This window comes from Halodesulfovibrio marinisediminis DSM 17456 (genome assembly GCF_900129975.1).
GTDB classification, from domain to species: Bacteria; Desulfobacterota; Desulfovibrionia; order Desulfovibrionales; family Desulfovibrionaceae; genus Halodesulfovibrio; species Halodesulfovibrio marinisediminis.
Map to the genome: position 1 here is coordinate 770,815 of NZ_FSRG01000004.1, position 19,877 is coordinate 790,691.

Consider the following 19,877-nt stretch of genomic DNA (forward strand, 5'->3'; position numbering starts at 1 on the left):
TCCGCGTGTGAAAACAGCGCTAGTTAGTTGCATTCTGTTCTACGTTTTCCGAAGAAGCAGTTTCTCCAGATAAAGGCTCGGCTTTAACTTCTGCTGTAACAGGAGTTGCCTGAAGCAAAATAACTTCTTCAAGGTTGCCTAGGCTGGCAAGCGGGACAGCCTTTACCGTTTTAAAAAGCGAAATATCCGAATGCGTGATGGATACTATTTTGGCAATAGGCAATCCTTTAGGGTATACACCTGCAAGGCCGGACGTTACGAGCAATTCATCCTCTTCAAGCTGAGCGTTGATAGGGACATATTTAAGTTGAAGCTCGTCGCGGGAGCCAGAACCCACAAGCAGGCCTCGCGTCCTGTTGTTACTGCTGATAACAGCGATGCGGCTGTTAAGGTCAGTAAGCAGTAGGGCAGAGGAGGTGGTAGGACCGGCTTTAACAATGCGGCCTACAATACCTTCGTGGGTAACTACAGGTGTATTTTTGCCAGCGCCATCTATGTAGCCTTTATCAAGGATAATGGAGTCCAGTTCTGCCTGAACTCCGATTCTGTAAGAAAGCACACGGGCAGCTACTCTGCTCCACGTAGGAGGTGGAGAGAGGCTCATAAGTGCCCTAAGTCGTTTTAACTCGGCAACATTTTCTCTGGCATCGGCAAGTTCAAAACTTAGTTTTTCTACTTGCTTCAGCAGCCGGACATTCTCTTGCTGTACATCCTGCAGGTAGATGTATTGATTCCACAGATCGGTAGCATTGTGTACTACCCATTTGCCGGGTTTCAACACAGCACCTGTAAATTCCAGTCCTGTGTTGGCAGCAAAGCGGTCTACCGCACCGGAACGCATGTTCCATGATAACAACAGCAGGTACAAGAGAAGAGCGGTGAACAGGAAAATAAGGATGCGTTTCAGTGAGGAGTTAATCGACCGTTACCTCCTTCAAAATATCCAAGTTATCAAGAGCTCTACCGGTACCGATAACAACAGTGGAGAGCGGGTCATCCACTACGGTAATAGGCAGGGAAGTTTCTTCACGCAGAAGCTGGTCGAGACCCTTGAGCAGTGCGCCACCACCAGTGAGAACAATACCTCGGTCTACAATATCTGCAGCGAGTTCCGGAGGAGTCTGTTCAAGTGCAATGCGAACAGCCTGAACAATGGAGTCTACCTGTTCTGCAATTGCTTTGCGGATTTCTTCGGAAGTAATGGTAATATGCTGTGGAATACCTGTTACGAGGTCACGGCCTTTTACTTCCAGAGTTTCTTCTTCCGGCATATTGTATGCGGAAGCGATTTTGATTTTGATGTCTTCTGCAGTCGCTTCACCGATGAGCATGCTGTATTTGCGTTTAACGTGTGTCATAATGGCTTCGTCCATTTTGTCACCGCCAACGCGAACAGACTTGGAGTAAACAACACCGGAAAGGGAGATAACTGCAACTTCAGTCGTACCGCCGCCGATATCAACTACCATGTTGGAAGTAGGTTCCTGAATCGGAAGGTTGGCGCCGATTGCTGCCGCCATTGGTTCTTCGATCAGGTATACTTCACGGGCGCCGGCACTCTGGGCTGATTCTTTAACTGCTCGTTTTTCGACCTGAGTAATGCCTGTAGGTACGCAGATGATGATTCTCGGGCGCACAAGGCGACGGGAGTTGTGGACTTTGGTGATGAAATGACGGAGCATAGCTTCCGTAATTTCAAAATCTGCGATAACGCCGTCTTTCATCGGGCGGATTGCCTGGATGTTGCCCGGGGTACGTCCAAGCATGCGCTTGGCATCTTGCCCTACAGCAAGTACAACGCTGCCGCCGCGGTTGTCTTTTTTAACAGCAACTACGGAAGGCTCGCGCAGTACAATGCCTTGCCCTTTTACGTAAACGCAGGTGTTTGCGGTACCAAGGTCAATAGCAAGGTCGTTGGAAAACATTCCAAGAAGAAAATTTAATGCGTTGGCCATATGCTCTCGCTTGCTTTGGCTATAAGATGTGGCTTGTTACATCGTAACCTGTTGAAAACTAGAAAATTAGAGAAGAATTCAAGAAGATGAATAGATATCTCCAATTGGCAACTTACTTTCGCTATCGTTTTGCGGAACGCGTACAAAAAATCCCTCTGGATGCCGGGGCAACCTGTCCCAACAGGGATGGTACTATTTCCCGTACTGGCTGCATCTTCTGCAACCCTTCCGGCTCAGGGTCTGGGATGGGTCTCCAGGGGATGAATTTGAATGATCAGTGGGATTCCTGGTATAAAAAATATACACGCTCTCAAAACGCGAGATTGTTTATAGCCTATTTGCAGTCTTTTTCCAATACTTATGGGCCTGCTGAAAAACTCTCTAAAAACCTTACTTCTATTGCATCTTTACAGGGTGTTATGGGAGTATCAATAGGCACTCGTCCTGATTGTGTCGACGAAGAAAAATTAGATATCATCGCAAAACAGGATTTGGACGAAATATGGCTTGAATTGGGGCTTCAGTCCGCACATGACCGTACGCTCTCGCTTATTAACCGCGGTCATACTTATCAGGATTTTGTTAATGCCGTTACCCTTGCTGCAGAACGTGGAATAAAGGTGTGTGTGCATCTGATTGCAGGACTCCCGAATGAAACAACTGAAGATTTTTTGCGTACGGTGGAAATGGTGTGTGAACTTCCTATACGTGGCATAAAATTTCATAGCCTCTATGTTGCTGACAACACTGTATTGGCGAAAATGTGGCGTGACGGGAAATACACCCCGATGACAGAAGAGGAATTTATTGATGCCATCACACGTGCTGTGCCGAAAGTCCCAAGTACTGTTGTTATTCAGCGCCTGACTGGGGATGCGATGGAAGGGGAGTTGCTTGCACCGCATTGGGGAACAGCAAAGCGTGCCCTTGTAGACAAAATTATGGCTGAACTTGCTAAGCGTGACGTGTGGCAGGGGAAAGAAGTGGATGCGGCTGATAGTGTTCCATTATGGTTCACAATTAGGGAAAATTTGCCACAGCGTCTGCGCGAACAGTGGGATAAAGAATACGACGCGGTTGCAGATAAAATGGGCTTCTTGCCGCGGTAGCCAGGCTTCAAAAGAAACATTTATGTGGGCGAGTGAGCATGTATTTACCAGAGATAGAACAGATTGTCGGTAATAAGCTTCGTCTTATCCTGAATTGGCAGGACGACACCCTAACTGAGATTTCTTTGCAATGGGCAGATGGTGAAAGTGCCACCGAAGAGTTGTCAGATATGGGTAAGCAATTGCAAGATTGCCTGCTGCGTTATGAAGCCGGTGAGCCAGTACAGTGGCCTGATATTTACTTTGCTCTTGAAAAAATGACACCATTTGGTCAAAAGGTTCTGACTGCTTTAATGCAGGTGCCGTACGGGAAAACAGTCACCTATGGCGAATTGGCTGCCCTCGCAGGAAGTCCAAACGCTGCACGTGGTGTGGGGCAGGTTATGGCTCGTAACCGGTGGCCTCTTATTATTCCTTGTCACCGTGTTGTGTCTGCATCCGGACTTGGCGGCTTTTCGGCACAAGGATTAGATATGAAAAGGTACCTGCTCGACATTGAAGGGGTTCTTCACCTAGGAAAAAGTAAGAGAAATTAATGACAAACAAACAGACATCCATTGAATCTGTATTAAAGCGCATGAAGAAGCTGAAGGTTGGTCAGTGTGTTGACATGCGATCGTATAAGCGCAATCGATCTGTTGCTATTGTGTGCTGTGGTGAAGATTCTTTTCGCGTTGTGGAAGACGGGTTTTATCAGGAAGTGTGGGAAAACCAGAGTGCTGATAAGGTGAAACGTTTGCTGAAGACTTTGCTGAAAAAAGAGTTTCCGCGTTCTAATAAAATTCGTTTGTACACTCTGGATTCGTATGAAGAAGCGAATGTGAATCGGATGGGGCACGGCGCAGGGCGCTATGGTGAGGTTTGTCCTACAAAAAAAGTAGCAAACTAACTGCCATTACAACCATTCCGATTATCAGTCCGTAGATGGAAAGATGGTGTTCGCCGTATTCTTGCGCTGTCGGGAGCAGTTCGTCCAGTGAGATGAATACCATAATTCCTGCAACTCCGGCGAAGACCACACCAAAGACTGTCGGTGTAAGGATAGGCATGAGTATTAGGTAACCGATAAGTGCACCTATAGGCTCTGCCAATCCAGACAGGAAGGATAACGTAAAGGCTTTGCCTCTGCTTTCTGTTGCATAGTATATGGGAATCGCAACGGCTATCCCTTCTGGGATATTGTGAATTGCAATGGCCACGGCAATGGCAATCCCAAGGTTCGGGTCAGTCAGTGCTGCTGTAAATGTCGCAAGACCTTCCGGAAAGTTGTGGATTCCTATTGCAAGCGCAGTGAATACGCCCATTCTGAGTAACTTTTTATCTTTTTGCTCAGACGCTTCTCGATTGATTCTCTTTTCTAGAGAATCAATCTCTTCAATTTTATGAATTTCATGCGGATTTTCTTCGGAAGGTACCAGTCTGTCAATAATGGCTATGAAGAAGATTCCTCCGAAAAACGCTAGAACAGTTACCCACGTTCCCTGCACTTCTCCCAACACAGATTGTAATTCCAATTTCGCTTTTACAAAAATTTCTACGAAAGACACATAGAGCATCACACCTGCGGAAAATCCGAGCGCTACAGAAAGAATGCTTGTGTTTGTTTTTTTTGTAAAAAAAGCAAGCACAGAGCCGATGCCGGTTGCAAGACCGGCAAAAAGTGTGAGCCCAAAGGCAAATAATATTGTTTCGTAATTGTGCATGATATTCCTTAGCAGACATTACGAATATGCCTGTAAAGTGTGAGTATATCAAATTAAAAAGAAAGTGGTTGTATAGAACTATATGATAGGTCGATGCAGAATTTAACTTTGCATCCCACCCTCGGAACACTTGGTCTTACATGGTTCGAAGACATTTAAGCGGAGAAGAATGCAGGGGGGCGGTTCAAGTTGCTAAGAGGGGCTTTGTTCAAGGTTAAAAAAATACCGCTGATTGTTTTCAGCGGCTTTTTTGTGCTTAATGTCCAGAATGATCCATGACGTGGTTTAAGTTAGCTGTATTGTGTGTAATCAGCCCGCCTTCTATCCAGAATCGAGTCAGGCTCCATTCATCAACGTCAATATAATCAATACGTCCAGAGCATTCCTTTGTAAGGTATGGCTTAATGGCTTCGATGAATTCATCCATCATAAAATAAATGCCTTCGAAGCTGATGGTAAAGAATGTGCCATCCAATTCCACTGCATCTTCATCCTGTCCTTCAAGCATTGCTTGTGCAGCTTTAAAGAGTTCAGGATTCGCATTCGAAATGCTTCCGTACACTTTGATAAGAATGTGTTCCATAGGGCAGATGGTGCCTTCTTTGCTTTTTGCGGGCAAGAAAAAATTATATTGCGGTGGGTTCAAGATCGCCATCAACGGGGTGCTGCTGGGCAATGACGACGCAGTTTCTTCCCTGATGTTTTGCTTCGTACAGTGCCCTGTCGGCTTTTCTGTAGAGGCTGCTTGCGTCATCCTGAGGAAGGAATTCAGCAATACCAATGCTGATCGTCACATTAGGGCTGATTGGCGATGCAGGATGGTAGATCATTTGTTTTGCCAATGCGTCCTGCATTTGATCCGCAATGGTTTCAGCATCACTTAGAGTGCATGAGGGAAGTATGAGTGCGAATTCTTCACCGCCAATACGGGCAGCAGTGTCAATTGCACGGCGGGCTTGTTTTGAGATTATTTTTGCAATGCCTTTGATACACCGGTCACCAGCATGATGTCCTAAGTGGTCATTATATTGCTTGAAGTAATCAACATCAATGAGCAGCAACGTTAGCGGTTTTTCAAAGCGTCTTGCAACTTCGAGGGCTCGATCAAGCGCTTCGTTGTACCCTTTGCGGTTTGCAATTTGGGTGAGTTCATCAACCCGAACCATTGCTTCAAGTTTTTTTGTTAAAATTTCGTTTTCAACAAATTTTTCTGTACAGAACGAGAGCCAGAGACGAAGTGTGTAAAGACTTGCGCCAATGAGTGCAGGAAATTTGAGTACTGAAAGCAGCAAGCCCAGAAGAGTTTTGTCGCTATACCCGATGATAAGGTAGAGGTAGGACACTAGCATTGTGGGGAATGCTGCTAGAAGTAGGGCAGGGCGGGCATACCAGCCGATAACAAGGGAGAAGGCTCCGATGACGACTCCACGGGAGGCAGGTTCTGGTTCGTTCCAGAAGTAGGCGGTGTTTACTGTGGACACTGCCCAGAAAAAACCAATACAAAGAGCTGCAATAAGCCAGCTGGGGTGTGAAGCGCGTTTACTTTTAACGGCTACTCGTATGCATAGTGCTCCAAGAATAAGAAAAGAGGTGTGGATAGTGTTGCATACTACACCGACTGGTGTGATTAGTTCATAATCTTTAATGACATAGTAGGTGTTTAATACTTGAAGAACGCAGGAGGAGAAAAGAATCCAGTAAGTACCTACTTTTAAGCTCTTATGGTAGATAAGATCTTTGAGGTCTTCTGTGCATATTGCTTTTGTCTCCATAACACTCCCCTACCTGTCGTATTTTTAGACTAATTCTAAAAATGAAGTGGACGCATTGCAAAGTCTTGCGCCCACTGTATAGTATGTCTTCATACCTACTATGTAGTTGGTGCGTTGAAGTCAATATAAAATGGTAGTTGTATCTAAGACAGGTTGCATAGTATGCTCTATAGAGATCTCTATAGAGTAAACATTCCATTTTCATAGACTGTTACGCGCTTTCCGCTTGGACGAAGTGCTATGACTCGTTTTTCTTCAGTGTTGATTAAGTCCCAGTGTAGCGCCGAACTGTTAAATCCAAGAGTCTTTCTTGTGGATTCTGTGAGCTGTTCTGCATTGCCGCTAAAGGTGTTTGAATAAGAATTACCTAGTGCAATATGCATTGATCCATTTTCTCCGCCATGGTTTTCATCATACAAGGTGTTTGCCATAAATTTGGAGATAGGAGAGAAGCGTTTATCAACTAATGCAAATTCGCCCACTAGCGCAGCGCCAGTGTCTTGATTTAACTGCTGTTCTACAAAGGCTTGATTGTGATCTGCAGTAACTTTAGTGACACGTCCTTCTTTGAATATGAGCTGAATATCTCCAATAATGTTGCCGGAACGGAACGTTGGCAGAGTGGATTTGTACACACCGTTGGTGTGGTGCATATCCGGAGAGACATACAGCTCGAATGAAGGAATGTTGCGGCCTGTGAAACCAACCCATTTGCGTCGCTGACCTATGCGGACATTCAGATCAACTGATTCAGATTCTATTTGCATAGTGCAATCGCCGAAACTATCCAGCCATTCTGTAAGTTCATCCACTTTTCGTGCAAACTGACGCCATTCCAGCGTTGGGTCTGGTTTATTGAGATAGCACGCTGTCTCAATCTGCCGTGCATATTCTTCAAGTGTCAGTCCAGCCTGCGAAGCTAGTGCCTCTGTCGGGAACATGCATAACGTCCAGCTGAATGCGCCCATATCTTCTCGTGTCTGCATGATGGTGCGTATTGGCTGTTGTGCTTTGCTATGCATTGCGATCAGTTCCGGATCAATATTGGCCAAATGTGCTAACGACGCTGGAGCATAAACGGAAATTGATCCGTTAAGGTGGTTGTATAGATCACGTTGTCCCGGAATAAGGGTTGTGAGGCGTTTGTTGTTTGCCTTGGTGTACTTGTCGACTTGCATGCGCGGCGTTTCGTTCATGCGTGGAACGGGGATCATTCCTCTATCGTACAGCAATGAACATACTTCCTCAGCTAAGGGAAGACCGTCGATGTCATAGTTTACTAGAATGATATCACTTTTCTTGTAGGGAGTGGTTCTGGCTCTAGACAGGGCCCAAAAAAGTATCTCGGCATATCGTTCTAATGTAGGAGTGTCGTACATATATTCTCCTTTCAGATGTAGGTTTTATTGACCTATGCTCTGAAATGTTACTTTTGCAGCGAATTACTGTTTTCTTTAAATTGTGACTGGAAGAAGCCCTTAGTGCAAGGGGATTTCAGCATGATCCGGTGAGTGCTGCAATGTGGGGTCGCGTACAGCGTCTTGTTTATCAAAAGTAACCATTTATGTAATGTACCATTCTGGAATAAGATTGTATGGTTATACTATGTAACTTAAGAATTTTTCCAGAGGAGCGTCTATGTTTGTTCGATGCTGGGGTGCCCGCGGTAATATCCCCATTTCAGGCGGGCAGACACAGTTGTATGGCGGGGCAACTTCATGTCTTGAGGTCCGCACATCAGATCAGTCTGTTATCATATGTGATGCCGGCACAGGTATCCGTAAGTTAGGTAACGCTCTTTTAAAAGAACAACGCATGGAATATTCCCTTTTGTTGACCCATGCGCATGATGATCATTTGGATGGTTTACCTTTTTTTGAGCCTCTTTATTTTTCTGATACCCGCATTACTGTTTTTGAACACAGGGGGTTGCGCGATAAGCTGGAAAGGATGTGTGATCCTTTGGAGGCGCAGAAATTTTCTCCGCAATGTACCCGTACCATAAAGGCTGCTATTGAGTGGAAGCCTGCATTAGAGCATGGATATATTACCGAAATTGGTAGTGCGCTTGTGACATCTATTCCGGCGTCTCATCCAGGCGGATGTGCGGGATTTAAAATTGCAGATCGTGGTAAGTCTGTAGTTTATTTGCCTGATAATGAACTGGACTTTGATCACGGTGCGAATATGGATTTTTCTGCGTATGTTCAAATGTGCAGTGGCGTAGATTTACTTGTGCATGATGCTCAATACACGTGTGACGAATACCTCAGTTGCAAGGGGCAAGGACATTCGTCATGGCGGCAGGCTTTGGAGTTGGCAATAGCCGCTGGCGTGCAGCAGCTTGGATTATTCCATCATGATTCTGACCGTACAGATGATCAGCTGTCTACGATAGTAGAGAAGTGCAAGCGTGAAGCTGCTCAGCGCTCTCCGAGGTTGTTATGCTTTGCTATGCGCGAAGGTTCAGAAATAGTGTTGTCATAGCAAGTTGGCTACTCTTCTTGTGAAACAGAGCTTAAGTGCACCTTGTTGCTACGGGGGAATTCTTGCTTAAGCAGTGTCTTCATTTCTTTTTTTAGCTTCTCTTCATCCAATTCGTATTCGGCGTTGGTGAATCCATGTCGAGTTATCCGCAGGGTCGTGTCGTTGATGCGTCGTATAGTTATGTGTCGATCTTTTTTGAACGTTGCGATGCGTATCCCTTGTAATATTTCTAATGAAGCAACACGTGAAATGACGGTAGGAATTGTGCGGTTAATATCTATCATTGGTTGATCATACGCTCCAAGTTTTTGGACTTCAAGATGTCCTTGCCGTCATAGTAGGATTGATTTGAAGTGTTCATGCTTTCTAATTTGCTTGCTCAAAGTTGATGTTATTTTGTTGATTATTGTACTTGGCTCTATGCACCGAAGATGGTTCATAGGGAGTCTTGAATGCACAATGAATGTAGTCCGTTATCTATTTGAACTTGTTTTTATTTTTCATGAGTTAGGTATAGGAACAGTAGTGGCAAAGAAATCAGAATATAATGGCGAACTCCTTTTTTCAGGGTATGGTGGATACATGGATGCTTGTTTCCGAAGGTTTGCGGAGACAGCAGAGTTAGTCCAAGCCGACAGGCAGCAGTTGGCTTGCGTGTGGCAAGGCAGCGATGCCACACAACTCATCCTCCTCCCTTGCAGCGTCGGCCGTGCCCCTTACCCCTCGGGCACGGCCGACTCGTCTTTTTAGTTTGGTGGGTGGGAGGTGTGGAAAGGGCGATGAATGGTTGCAATGCCCGCTTGCTGCGTTATCAGACAAAATTTTTCACATCGACGTAGCGCTGCTACGCCTTCGTTTGATTTTCTTCTGATGTCTTGCACTCGAACATTTCGCTCACCCCTCGCCCCTCTCCATCTTTTACTCACCAAATCTGTGCCGAATCATTATGAGTTCTTAATGAGGTTGGTGGTGTTTTTTAGGTGGGTTGGTAGGAGAAAAATTAGAGGGTTATTCTGGTTCGGTGTGTTTTAGCTGCGTTGGTTTGTTTTAATTAGAGTAGACGGTTAGGGGGTTGAGGTAGGAATAATATGGATGGTGAAAAGCGTGAATAGCAAAAAACGGGTGGAGTAAAAACTCCACCCGTTTTTTGTTTAAATCATATTTAAGCCGAGATGCTAATAAAGAGAAAATAGGTTCTCGCTAATCGTAGTCGAGAGGAAGTTCCTCTCGCGGGGATGCAAGGGGCTGGCTCCTTGCCCGTCGGAGACCCGCCGGAGGCAGCCTTGTTTAATAGCTACCGCTTGCAGAAGCCGCGTGCGATGCCCCAGTTGAACTCGTTGCAGAGACCGAGCGTGCAGCCTTTACGGTAGTTCTCACACATGGAGGCGTAGTCTTTGAGAACGAGATCTGCCGAACCGTGTGAGATGTAGAGGTGCGGATTGTTAGGCGAAAGCGAAATAGCTTTGTCGTAATCTACGAGTGCCATATCCGCGAGGTTTGCCCGAACGTACGCTGTGCCTCTGTCGTGCAGGGCGACTACTAGATCTGGTTCCAGATCGATTGCTTCATTGTAGTGGCTAATGGCTCCAATAGTATCTTTCAACTGAAAAAGGATGCTCCCTTTGGCGTGTAAAAGAATCGGTTCAGTGGGGGCAGATGCCAAAAGTTGATCAATTTTCGAAAGCACTTGCTTAGGATTTTCCCAAATGCCTTGCTCGTATTTAGGAACAAGCTTTCGGTAGGCTTTTAGTGCTCGTAGTCGGTTGGCTATATTATCAAAAAAGAATTTTGATTTTGGGTTGAGGTTAAGCAGGTAAGTTCGCTGCTTATCGTTAAAAACAGTCGTTGAAAAATCCCGCAGGTATTTCTCTTCTGCCATGAATATGGCTTCGTAGATAGTTGAGCAACTTGTCGGTCTGAGTGCAAGTAAGCGCTTCTCGTCGAATTTTTCAATGGGAGTGATTGTTACTTCGACGTTGATGTAATGCCCGTCGATATCCTTAGTGCGGAATATCTTTGAACGATGGAACTTGTAGAGTTGTGTGGCGACAATTGCTTCGTCTCTTGCGGCAAGGGCTGGCGTGGTGCTTGGTGTCCGCGCGAGTTGCTGCCGATGTTCAACCCAACGTGATGCTCGTTTAAATGCCCCGTGCAGGGCAAAAGCTTCGGCAATGACCGTGGCTGCTTGCTCTGTGAGAGAGTAGCCATAGGGGATTTTCACTGTGTGTGAAAAAGGTGCCGGCGCAAGACGTTCTGGAGTTGCATAGGCCAGAGCGTATGTACAAGTGCAGATGCTTATAACAGCGAGTGCGATGGTAAGAGATCGAAGTTTTTGCATGACATTACTGGGTGGCAAAGATTGTCGGGATAGCAGGAGTAATTGCTTCCTGTAATAACTCTGCAAGCAACGGTTCAATGATGTTTGTGTAAGGTACACCTTGTTTAACTACGGTTGCTTTGTAGGTTGTTGGCAGGTCATCATTTATGGCGATAGTGAGTGTGAGTTCTCCGCGGTATTCCATGGCAGAAAGGGGAGTTACTTGAAGCTGGGTAATGGTTCCGGTTACGCGGGTTGGGAGCGTTTTAATTTGATCAGGGCTGATAACGTAAGTGACAGCTGCCCCTTGGCGTACCAGTTCATTTTCAAGTCCACGTGTAACCCATGCGGCTACATTGGAGACGGGAGCAAGTTCTTTGCCTTGGTCAATGCCAAGAACTTGAGTCGGGCGTGTGTCGGTAAATTGCACAAGGCCGATATTGGCATGGTGTTGGGTTTGTACGGCAGGGAGTTTGTCTGCCGGAACGTATCGTAAACGAACTTGAGAAGATGCACAGCCGGAAATGGTCAGCAGTGCAGCGCAAAGAAGTAATACTAAAGATCGATGTGCGCCAAGCATGTGGCCTCCAGAAGGTTATATGGGCTGAAGTGGGAGTAATAGTCTGGTGATGATTTCTTTATCGGCAGAAAAGTTGGTGTCGCTTAGATAGATTTCAATATTTGGTTGATCAGCAGGAGTTCTGCCGCTGGTAGGTAGCCATTTCCAGTACAGTTTTTCCCAGGCTTCATTGAGTGTGTTGTATGAACCCTTATGTGTGTACATGGCAAATTCACCGCCGGGAACAAATAGCTCTCGTGCTATGCCGGAATTATCCATTTCTGCAGATATACTTACTGCTGCATCATAGCGTAGCTGATCTTCCGGCGTTATTGTGGGATCGTGGCGTAAACCTAAAAATATTGAATGCCGTGACAGCAGACCATTTTTGGCAATCCACAGGGAAAGCTGCTTCCACGCCTGTGGTGCAGACGTGTTATATGGACCAATTTCTCGAACAGCGGCTACGCGTATGTCGGGTAGCTTCTCAATAACAACTTCCATGTAGAATGCTCCTTGTATTGCCCTCTGTTGTATAGCGAAATGCTATATAACAGCAACCCGTGAGTATCCGTATCAAAAAGACAAATTGAGAGAGTGCAGCAGTCCTTGATTGGGGACGTTTTTTCTGTGTGCGATAGGTTATTGACATAATGGAAGATGAAAAAAGAGTTTATCGGGGCAAAAATGCCATAAAAAGCTCTCAACGCCTGAGAATTAACAGTTTTCGAGCCATTGGTTGTTGACAAACTGACTAAGCTTTGCGATTGCTCTTTGCTGGCGCGAGCGCCCGATTGGAAATTATCAGACCTTCGTGGTCTGTTAAACTCATACATTATGTAACGGAGAACTTCATGACTAAAGCTGAATTCGTAGAAAAGCTTTTCGCTAAAGCTAACCTTGCTTCTAAATCTCAGGCTGAAACTGTACTTGAATCTACTATTGAAACCATCACTGAAGCACTCATGGACGGTGATTCTGTAGTATTCACCGGTTTCGGTAGCTTCAAAGTTGTTGAGCGTGCAGCACGTAAAGGCCGCAACCCTCGCACTGGTGAAGAAATTGAGATTGCAGCAACTAAAGTTGTTAAGTTTACTCCAGGTAAAACTCTTAAAGAAGTTGTAAAATAATTCTTTGAGATCTACCTGATGCATTCAGGCTTTTGCCTGTTGCACTTATGCAGATTGAACTAACTGTACGCAAAGCATACGTAAGAGCATAGAGTAGACTGCGTTTTCCACTATGTTTTCCGTTTTTGCGGCAACGCTGCAATGTGTGAGTTTCTATCAATCTGATGCGCTGATATTTTATCGGTTTTTTGTTCAAGCATCTTTTGCTTTGAATATAAAAATCCCGGACAGACCTAGGTCTGTCCGGGATTTTTTTATTAGTTCTAAGCGCATGTATTAAAAAGGTTCATGCTGTACCAACGTAATGCAAATATCCATTACGTTGGTGAGCGTCGGGCCGGTTTGCAGAAGATCTCCTGTGTTTCTCAGATAGTTGTAAGAGTCGTTATCTGCCAGATAAACTTGCGGGTCTATGCGGCACTCTTTAGCACGTGTCAGGGAGTCCGGAAGTGCAAAGCCGCCTGCAGCGTCAGTTGGGCCATCAGAACCATCAGTGCCTGCGCACAGCATTGCAATATTAGGACATCCATCAAGGGCAACTGCTGCCGCCAGTGCCATTTCCTGATTTCGGCCCCCAACTCCTTTCCCTGTCAGGGTAACTGTGGTTTCACCACCGGAGAGTAGGCAGAGCTTTCCTTTTTTAGAACTGATAACATTCTGAGCTTTTTGAGCGATCTCTTTGGCCACCGTACGTGCTTCACCTGTCATTGTTGAAGTCACAATTCGTGGTGTGTACCCAAGTTTTTTAGCTTTTACTGCTGCAGCCTCTAAGGCTTGTTTATTTGTTGCTACAAGTAGATTCTGCACAGAATCAAAGACAGGGTCACCTACTTTGGGTGTTTCGTAGATTACGCCTTCAATCCCTTTTTCCATGTGTGCCAATATGTTGACAGGTACTTTGTCGATAAGCTTGTAGCGCTCAAAAATGTCCATGCAGTCTTTAAACGTGGAGTTGTCCGGCGAAGTAGGGCCGGAAGCAATAACGTCTAAACTGTCCCCTACGACATCTGAAATAATCAATGCTGCAAGTGGAGCCGGATATGCGGCACGGGCCAGGTTTCCGCTGCCGAATATGGACATGTGTTTACGAATCGCATTGATTTCATTAATTGTCGCGCCGCAGTCTAGAAGAAGTTGAGTTACTTGCTTGCCTTCGTCTAAAGAAATGCCGTCCACAAGTGCAGGTGTCAGGGCACTTGCTCCGCCTGTAATGCAGCAGAGTACAAGGTCTTTTTTTCCGGCTTTGGTAGCAAGATCAAGAATAGCACGCGCACCGCGTTCGCCGTTGGCATCAGGAACAGGATGTGCTCCTTCTATTGTACGGATGATACGCAGCGGGACAGTGTGATCGTATTTTACACAAATTACACCGTCAGTAATTTTGTCACCGAGTATTTCTTCGAGCTTTGCCGCCATGGGTGCAGCGCCTTTGCCGGCACCAACAACATAGATGTTCTCAAAGGTGTTGAGGTAATAAGTAACGTCGTCAATAAGCAGGGTATCTCCGTCAAGGGATACAAATCTACCGACGGCTTTATCCGGTGCAACCGCATTAAGCGCCGCGCCGAGTATTTCGTGTAACAGGTCTTTTGGATGTGCATTCATAGTGATTTTCTCTGGGAATAATCGGTTGACTAAAAGTGCTGCGATTACCAGAAAAGGAGAACTTCTCCAGCATGAGCAGCAAGAAAGATCCAAACTTTACACGTAAATGAATAATTATTTGTTTAAGCTGATGGTTGCGGAAGTGTTCAGCTTTATGTGCCTCCCCCAGTGTAATAGATTATGGTTCTTCGTGTCATCGCAATCATTCGATAACATCGATAAGGTTCCAGCGCTGTATCGTAGTGTGTCTCTACAGCGTCTCCAATATGAAAATACGCCGCCACCCCTACGCGGGGATAACGGCGTATAGATACAATTCTATAAAGCAGTTTTTACAGCTTTGTTTTTTTCTTCTTCAGCAAACATTGCTGCGTTGTAAGAGGAGCGGACAAGTGGGGCACTGAACATATGTTTAACGCCCTTACTTTTGCCGTATTCTGCATACTCATCAAAAACATCAGGGTGCACGTAGCGCTTCACTTCAGGGTGTAGACGAGAAGGGCGCATGTACTGACCGATTGTTACGATATCACAGTCAATTGCTGCAAGGTCGTCTATAACACCACGTACTTCTTCATCAGTTTCCCCCAGTCCAACCATAAGGCCGGACTTGGAACGGCAACCAGCTTCTTTAACCCGCTTGAGCAGGGTAATGCTCTGCTCATAATCTGCCTGCGGACGAATGTCGTCGTAATGCACAGGCGGGGTTTCTACGTTGTGGTTGATGATGTCCGGTTGGGCATCGATAACCATTTGAAGGGAAGCCTTGCTACCCTGAAAATCAGGGATAAGAACTTCGATGCTACAGTCCGGAATTGTGTTGCGGACAGCACGGATTGTTTTTGCAAAGTGCTCTGCACCACCGTCTATCAAGTCGTCACGTGTTACAGAAGTAATAACCACATGCTTCAGACCGAGGCGTTTTGCGGCTTCAGCTACGCGAGCCGGTTCATCAGCATCAAGTTTTTCAACAGGATCATTACTGATATTGCAGAATGCACAGTTACGGGTGCATGTGTTGCCCATAATCAAAAAGGTCGCTGTGTGCGCCGTAAAACACTCAAACATGTTCGGGCACTTGGCACTTTGGCATACCGTATTAAGATTAAGGTCTTTTACCAGTTCTGTTGTTGCAGAATAGGTCTTGTTGCAAGGTATCTTAACCCTGAGCCAAGGTGGGATCCGCAAATACGGTTCTGAACGCTTCTGTGAGCACATGTTTCACTTCCTGCATGTCTATGTCATTGCGGCCAAGTTCTTTTTCGAGCGAAGTAGGCTCGGCATCAGCAAGACCACAAAGAGTGATTAATGAAAATAAATCGACGTCGTTTAAAACGTTGAATGCAAGTCCGTGGTAGCTTGTCCATTTACGCATGGCTATGCCAATGGAACAAATCTTTCTGTTCTCAATCCATACACCGGGTCTGTCTTCCTGCCTAGTGGTTTGCAATCCGTAATGAGAACAGGTCTGTATGACGACCTCTTCAAGGTCGTGGAAGAGTCCGCGCATGCCTCCAGGTTTTTTGGCAACGCGAAATATTGGATATGCGACCAGCTGACCGGGGAAGTGGCAGGTGATATTGCCGCCTCGGGAAGACTGGGCAAGCTCAATGTTTTGTTGTTGTAGAAACTCATCGCTTACATGCAGGTTTTCTCTGCCGCCGTTGCGACCAAGCGTAATTACTGGCGGGTGTTCTAGCAGAAAAAGCGTTTCTTCCGCTCCTTCCACGACCTCGGCCAGAGTTTCTTTTTGAATCTTTTCAGCATCAGCGTAGGAGATGAGTCCCAAATCAACAACGCGCATTGTTTGTATCCCTATATTTAGCTATCGACGTTTTGGAAAAACTTCCAAAGCACCGGATTTAGCATCTCGATGTGGTTTGTCCTGCCACTCAACATCTACAAGGCTACCGCTTTCAAACTTTTCAGCCTCATGCAGTAAGGCAATTCCTTTACGAGAACAGGCGTAGCGAGCCTTCTGTTTTCTGCCCGGAATAAGTACTGGATCAGAAAGTACCCGTACGTTTTCCGTATACTCAGGGGCTGCCTTGCTTGCCAGAAGGAAGCTCAGGCTGACATTTTTGCGGTTCATACGAGCACGCTGGGTCAGATCACGCAGCCACAGCGGCGCATGGTCAGCTGTCATGTTAAAGTGACACCAGCTTGTTGCGCCGCGTTCAAGCATAGGACATTCCAGTTCATGAGGACATGGAGCCTGCGGCAGGAAGCCTTCTTCGAGAAGACCTTCACGGGTGAGTCCGATAATTTTGCCGCCAAGGCGTGTGCCTGGTTCAATAAAAAGAATAGAGCCGTCTTCTTTACATGCAGCAGCCATGTTGTAGGAAAGCTCAACGAAGCGGTCTTCCATAGTTTGTCCGCGACTTGGAGAAAGCTCATTCAGTACATTTGCACCGGCAACTAACGCCATTTTGCCGTAGTTGCTGCGTAAGCTTTTTTCAAGAGTATCGCGTTGTAGCTTGATTTTCCAAGGACCTTTGCCTGGCTCAACACCAGCCATTACCTCAAAGATACGGCGACCGTGTTCCATTGGCTTTTTGGCTACGTCTGTACAGATAAACGTAAGGTCTTTGTTACGTAGGTCAGGACGACTTAGCCATAATGCCTGCACAAAAGTGAGCGGGCCGGAGCCTAAATCTAAAATGGTATCGCCATTCTTCAGTGGAACGTGCAGCTGTGGCAGCAGCCACGAAAGTCTGTACAGGTTCCATGGGAGGAAAAAGCGAAGGTATGCAGAAAGGGTACGCGGGGTAGCCCAATAGTTGGCGCGCATACCACCACGTTCGTTGGTAAGCATACGTGACAGATCTGCCACAGCGTATGGCAGGTCGCGTCTGTGAGCCGCCTTGATAGGCATGGCTTTGTTTAAAACTTTATCGTATCCGTCTAAAACACTACGGATTTTTGCTGTCGGGAATGAAAGAACTGTGCTCATATAAATGTAAAGCGCATGTGGCGCATAAATGTTTGCGTGAAGTCGGGGTCTGCGGTCAGATCAACGGCTTCACAGTTTGCGGTCAGGCTTTCTGCCATGCTGCGTAGGGTGGGGTCAATAAGCATCAGTTCAGCTCCCTTCAGGGAGGTGTTATTTACAGCTTCCACTCTGGAGCCCATTCCAGCCGGAATAAATCCTAATCCTTCGAGATCTTGCACTGCTGCGTGCTCTCCGAGGGCACCGGCAAGATATATTTTTTTCAACTGTGCTGCAGAAATTTCTGCGGTTTCCAGAATACGGGTAAGTGCAAAAGTAAATGCTGCCTTTACCTTGAGGAACTCTTCAATATCTTCTGCAGAAAGGTACATGCTGTCAGGCAGCGCTAAGTGCTGGATGCCGTGACGAATTTCCAGACGTTCTGCCAGCCGCGCACCCAGTCCCTGAGTTTGCTTTTCAATAAACAGGCCGTCGTTGGATATGAAATTGATTTTGCGTAATGCATGGATCAGAGCAAGATAGCCTGTCCCGCTGATCCCGTCTGAATATTTTCCATCGAGAACTGACGGCACAAGACCATTAGGGGTTAATTTGTACGATGTAGCAATACCCTTGGCTGCAGTTGCACCATAATGCAGACCGACGCCCTCCAGTGCAGGCCCAAGTGCAACACTGGTTACAAGGTAGTTGTCCGGACTGAGAGCAAGAATGAATTCTCCGTTGGTACCCATGTCAGTAAGGACAAAAGGGTATTCCGGTTTTTTCTGTAATATTGAAGTCAGTCCGGCGGTTAAATCTCCGCCTACAAATGGCGCTGCCAGGGGCGCAATATACGCAGGTGGTAAGTCTGCGATTGTTTCTACTGTTCCACCCTTGTAGGTAAGTTTGTATGGGGCGGTAGCAAGTCCGGATGTATCAAGCCCTAAAAGCAGATAAGTCATGGCAGGGTTTGCCGCAATGGCAAGAGAGTCTACAGAACCAAAGGAATCTTCGGTAAGCTCTCCAATGAGTTCTGTAATCCTGCTGACAACAAGGTCTTGTAGAATTTCTTTTCCGGAGTCTGTTGTGGCAAAGCTGAGGCGGGACATAATTTCTGATCCGGCACCCATTTGAGGGTTAGGTTCAGACCCGAAAGCGATGCGTTTTTTTCCGTCCAGCAGCGTCCAGTGCATACTGGTGGTGCCCAAGTCTATAGCAAGGTGTAACGATTTGCTGCTGGATTCCGCGATTTCGACATGTCGGATATAGGAATTTTTCGGTATTTCAATAACCATTCCGTCTTCCGGTTCATGTCTACATGCCAGTCGCCAGCCCGCGTCAATGGCATGTTCTTTAAAGATGAGAGTGTCAGGTCCAACAGGAAGTGGCGCATTTTCCACGAAGCGTACTCTGCATTTTCCGCACTGACCCAATCCTGAGCAGAGGGGAGGGGCAGGAACAAGTCCGCTGGTAAAAATAACCTGAGCCAAGGTACGAGGCTCTGCCTGAGGAACATGAAGGGACTTTTTCCGACCGGTGTAATCAATGATGGTAATCTGCATAGTAGGGAGACCATGCCATAAAACATGTCAGGAAGAAAGCAGGACTATTCTTACGTTTAATCTTGAAGGTTGAGAATATGATTGAAAGCAGGTACGTTGCTCTAGTTTCACTAAAGTCTATAATGGGTGTGTTGTCGTCCTCAGCCTAACGTTTATGAAAAGAGGTGGGAATGGATCTTTTGGTCTTAGGATTCTGTGGGCTTATTTTTGTATGTTTGGTTGCGGGATGCAATTTTTTCGCAACAACCAGAATGCACGATAAGATTAACGCTTCGAAGCAGGCACGCCGTGCCCTGCACAATGAAGTTTCTGAATTACAGGCAGCACTCATCTCCAAGCGTGAAGAGAAGAAAATTGTGATTAATAAACTGCGCATGGCAAGGGCTGAATCCAGCTCGCAGAAGGAGGTGGTAATGGATGTAAATCCCAGTACCCCCAGCAGAGCGCAGGGAAACTTCGAACAAGAGCTGGTAAGTCAAAAAATAATCACTGAGCGTGAACTTGACCGGGTAAAAAATTACCGTCGGTCAACTTCCTGTCCATATGATGTTGGAGAAACAATTATCATGCTCGGATATGCAAGCCAGCATGATGTGGACAGGGTGAGAGAAAAATATTCGTAACAAACCAGTGTGTTAGTGTGAATGGTCAATAGGAGGAATTGTGTGTCTACGCTCTGTATACTTTTAGGTATGCATTACAGTGAGAGTAGACAGGGTATTGGCATTAATAGTGCATAATAATTACCC

General features: G+C 46.1%; 21 protein-coding genes. 6 read left to right on the top strand and 15 right to left on the bottom strand.

Annotated elements, in window-relative coordinates:
- Positions 1 to 19: 19 nt before the first annotated feature.
- Both mreC and BUR09_RS07910 read right to left on the bottom strand, forming a co-directional pair.
- The gene (gene mreC, locus BUR09_RS07905; RefSeq protein WP_245796713.1) at positions 20 to 856 is read right to left on the bottom strand and encodes a rod shape-determining protein MreC; all 837 of its coding nucleotides are present in this window, start codon (positions 854 to 856) and stop codon (positions 20 to 22) included.
- Positions 857 to 914: 58 nt separating this feature from the next.
- Entirely contained in the window at positions 915 to 1,955 is a 1,041-nt protein-coding gene (locus BUR09_RS07910; RefSeq protein WP_074216389.1) for a rod shape-determining protein, read from the bottom strand.
- A gap of 86 nt (positions 1,956 to 2,041) precedes the next feature.
- Here BUR09_RS07910 and BUR09_RS07915 point away from each other — a divergent pair, with 86 nt between their 5' ends.
- The 3 genes from BUR09_RS07915 to BUR09_RS07925 are packed head-to-tail and all read left to right on the top strand — an operon-like array spanning position 2,042 to position 3,953.
- A complete protein-coding gene (locus tag BUR09_RS07915; protein WP_074216390.1) occupies positions 2,042 to 3,064 on the top strand; it encodes a TIGR01212 family radical SAM protein in 1,023 nt (340 codons plus the stop codon).
- 38 nt (positions 3,065 to 3,102) lie between these two features.
- Complete coding sequence (locus tag BUR09_RS07920) at positions 3,103 to 3,600, top strand: methylated-DNA--[protein]-cysteine S-methyltransferase (protein WP_074216391.1); 498 nt, start codon at positions 3,103 to 3,105, stop codon at positions 3,598 to 3,600.
- Positions 3,600 to 3,953 carry a hypothetical protein gene (locus tag BUR09_RS07925; RefSeq protein WP_074216392.1) on the top strand — a complete coding sequence of 118 codons (354 nt, stop codon included), beginning with the start codon at positions 3,600 to 3,602 and terminating at the stop codon, positions 3,951 to 3,953. The genes BUR09_RS07920 and BUR09_RS07925 overlap by 1 nt, the downstream gene beginning before the upstream one ends.
- Here the strand turns inward: BUR09_RS07925 and zupT are convergent.
- The 4 genes from zupT to BUR09_RS07945 all read right to left on the bottom strand — a co-directional run bounded on the left by zupT (position 3,931) and on the right by BUR09_RS07945 (position 7,918).
- Entirely contained in the window at positions 3,931 to 4,767 is an 837-nt protein-coding gene (zupT, locus tag BUR09_RS07930; protein ID WP_074216393.1) for a zinc transporter ZupT, read from the bottom strand. The two genes, BUR09_RS07925 and zupT, sit on opposite strands and share 23 nt — an antisense overlap.
- A gap of 256 nt (positions 4,768 to 5,023) precedes the next feature.
- The gene (locus BUR09_RS07935; protein WP_084539390.1) at positions 5,024 to 5,422 is read right to left on the bottom strand and encodes a hypothetical protein; all 399 of its coding nucleotides are present in this window, start codon (positions 5,420 to 5,422) and stop codon (positions 5,024 to 5,026) included.
- Positions 5,394 to 6,539, bottom strand: coding sequence for a GGDEF domain-containing protein (locus tag BUR09_RS07940; RefSeq protein WP_074216394.1), 1,146 nt, complete (start codon positions 6,537 to 6,539; stop codon positions 5,394 to 5,396). The genes BUR09_RS07935 and BUR09_RS07940 overlap by 29 nt, the downstream gene beginning before the upstream one ends.
- A gap of 179 nt (positions 6,540 to 6,718) precedes the next feature.
- Entirely contained in the window at positions 6,719 to 7,918 is a 1,200-nt protein-coding gene (locus BUR09_RS07945; protein ID WP_074216395.1) for an aminopeptidase, read from the bottom strand.
- Between the two features lie 259 nt (positions 7,919 to 8,177).
- On the opposite strand from BUR09_RS07945, the gene BUR09_RS07950 reads away from it, so the two are divergent.
- Positions 8,178 to 9,026 (top strand): MBL fold metallo-hydrolase, encoded by an 849-nt coding sequence (locus BUR09_RS07950; protein ID WP_074216396.1) that lies wholly within the window; start codon positions 8,178 to 8,180, stop codon positions 9,024 to 9,026.
- Positions 9,027 to 9,034: 8 nt separating this feature from the next.
- On the opposite strand, the gene BUR09_RS07955 is transcribed toward BUR09_RS07950, so the two are convergent.
- The 4 genes from BUR09_RS07955 to BUR09_RS07975 all read right to left on the bottom strand — a co-directional run bounded on the left by BUR09_RS07955 (position 9,035) and on the right by BUR09_RS07975 (position 12,406).
- On the bottom strand, positions 9,035 to 9,310 hold the full coding sequence (locus tag BUR09_RS07955) for a hypothetical protein (protein WP_074216397.1): 276 nt from the start codon (positions 9,308 to 9,310) through the stop codon (positions 9,035 to 9,037).
- A 1,010-nt stretch (positions 9,311 to 10,320) separates the two neighbouring features.
- Positions 10,321 to 11,364 carry a tetratricopeptide repeat protein gene (locus BUR09_RS07965; RefSeq protein ID WP_074216399.1) on the bottom strand — a complete coding sequence of 348 codons (1,044 nt, stop codon included), beginning with the start codon at positions 11,362 to 11,364 and terminating at the stop codon, positions 10,321 to 10,323.
- A gap of 4 nt (positions 11,365 to 11,368) precedes the next feature.
- On the bottom strand, positions 11,369 to 11,923 hold the full coding sequence (locus BUR09_RS07970) for a YajG family lipoprotein (protein WP_074216400.1): 555 nt from the start codon (positions 11,921 to 11,923) through the stop codon (positions 11,369 to 11,371).
- Between the two features lie 15 nt (positions 11,924 to 11,938).
- Positions 11,939 to 12,406: an AraC family transcriptional regulator gene (locus tag BUR09_RS07975; protein WP_074216401.1), complete on the bottom strand. Its 468-nt coding sequence runs from the start codon at positions 12,404 to 12,406 to the stop codon at positions 11,939 to 11,941.
- Between the two features lie 350 nt (positions 12,407 to 12,756).
- On the opposite strand from BUR09_RS07975, the gene BUR09_RS07980 reads away from it, so the two are divergent.
- Complete coding sequence (locus BUR09_RS07980) at positions 12,757 to 13,032, top strand: HU family DNA-binding protein (protein WP_074216402.1); 276 nt, start codon at positions 12,757 to 12,759, stop codon at positions 13,030 to 13,032.
- A 276-nt stretch (positions 13,033 to 13,308) separates the two neighbouring features.
- Here BUR09_RS07980 and BUR09_RS07985 read toward each other — a convergent pair whose 3' ends face one another.
- The 5 genes from BUR09_RS07985 to BUR09_RS08005 all read right to left on the bottom strand — a co-directional run bounded on the left by BUR09_RS07985 (position 13,309) and on the right by BUR09_RS08005 (position 19,128).
- The gene (locus BUR09_RS07985; RefSeq protein ID WP_074216403.1) at positions 13,309 to 14,637 is read right to left on the bottom strand and encodes a glycerate kinase type-2 family protein; all 1,329 of its coding nucleotides are present in this window, start codon (positions 14,635 to 14,637) and stop codon (positions 13,309 to 13,311) included.
- 318 nt (positions 14,638 to 14,955) lie between these two features.
- Positions 14,956 to 15,855 carry a lipoyl synthase gene (gene lipA / locus BUR09_RS07990; RefSeq protein WP_074216404.1) on the bottom strand — a complete coding sequence of 300 codons (900 nt, stop codon included), beginning with the start codon at positions 15,853 to 15,855 and terminating at the stop codon, positions 14,956 to 14,958.
- Positions 15,797 to 16,441, bottom strand: a complete 645-nt coding sequence (gene lipB / locus BUR09_RS07995; protein WP_074216405.1) for a lipoyl(octanoyl) transferase LipB — start codon at positions 16,439 to 16,441, stop codon at positions 15,797 to 15,799. The genes lipA and lipB overlap by 59 nt, the downstream gene beginning before the upstream one ends.
- A 21-nt stretch (positions 16,442 to 16,462) precedes the next feature.
- Entirely contained in the window at positions 16,463 to 17,590 is a 1,128-nt protein-coding gene (locus BUR09_RS08000) for a small ribosomal subunit Rsm22 family protein (RefSeq protein ID WP_074216406.1), read from the bottom strand.
- A complete protein-coding gene (locus BUR09_RS08005; RefSeq protein ID WP_074216407.1) occupies positions 17,587 to 19,128 on the bottom strand; it encodes an ASKHA domain-containing protein in 1,542 nt (513 codons plus the stop codon). Before BUR09_RS08005 ends, BUR09_RS08000 begins: the two co-directional genes overlap by 4 nt.
- A gap of 170 nt (positions 19,129 to 19,298) precedes the next feature.
- Between BUR09_RS08005 and BUR09_RS08010 the strand changes: the two genes are divergently transcribed.
- Entirely contained in the window at positions 19,299 to 19,751 is a 453-nt protein-coding gene (locus tag BUR09_RS08010; protein WP_074216408.1) for a hypothetical protein, read from the top strand.
- Positions 19,752 to 19,877 lie beyond the last annotated feature (126 nt).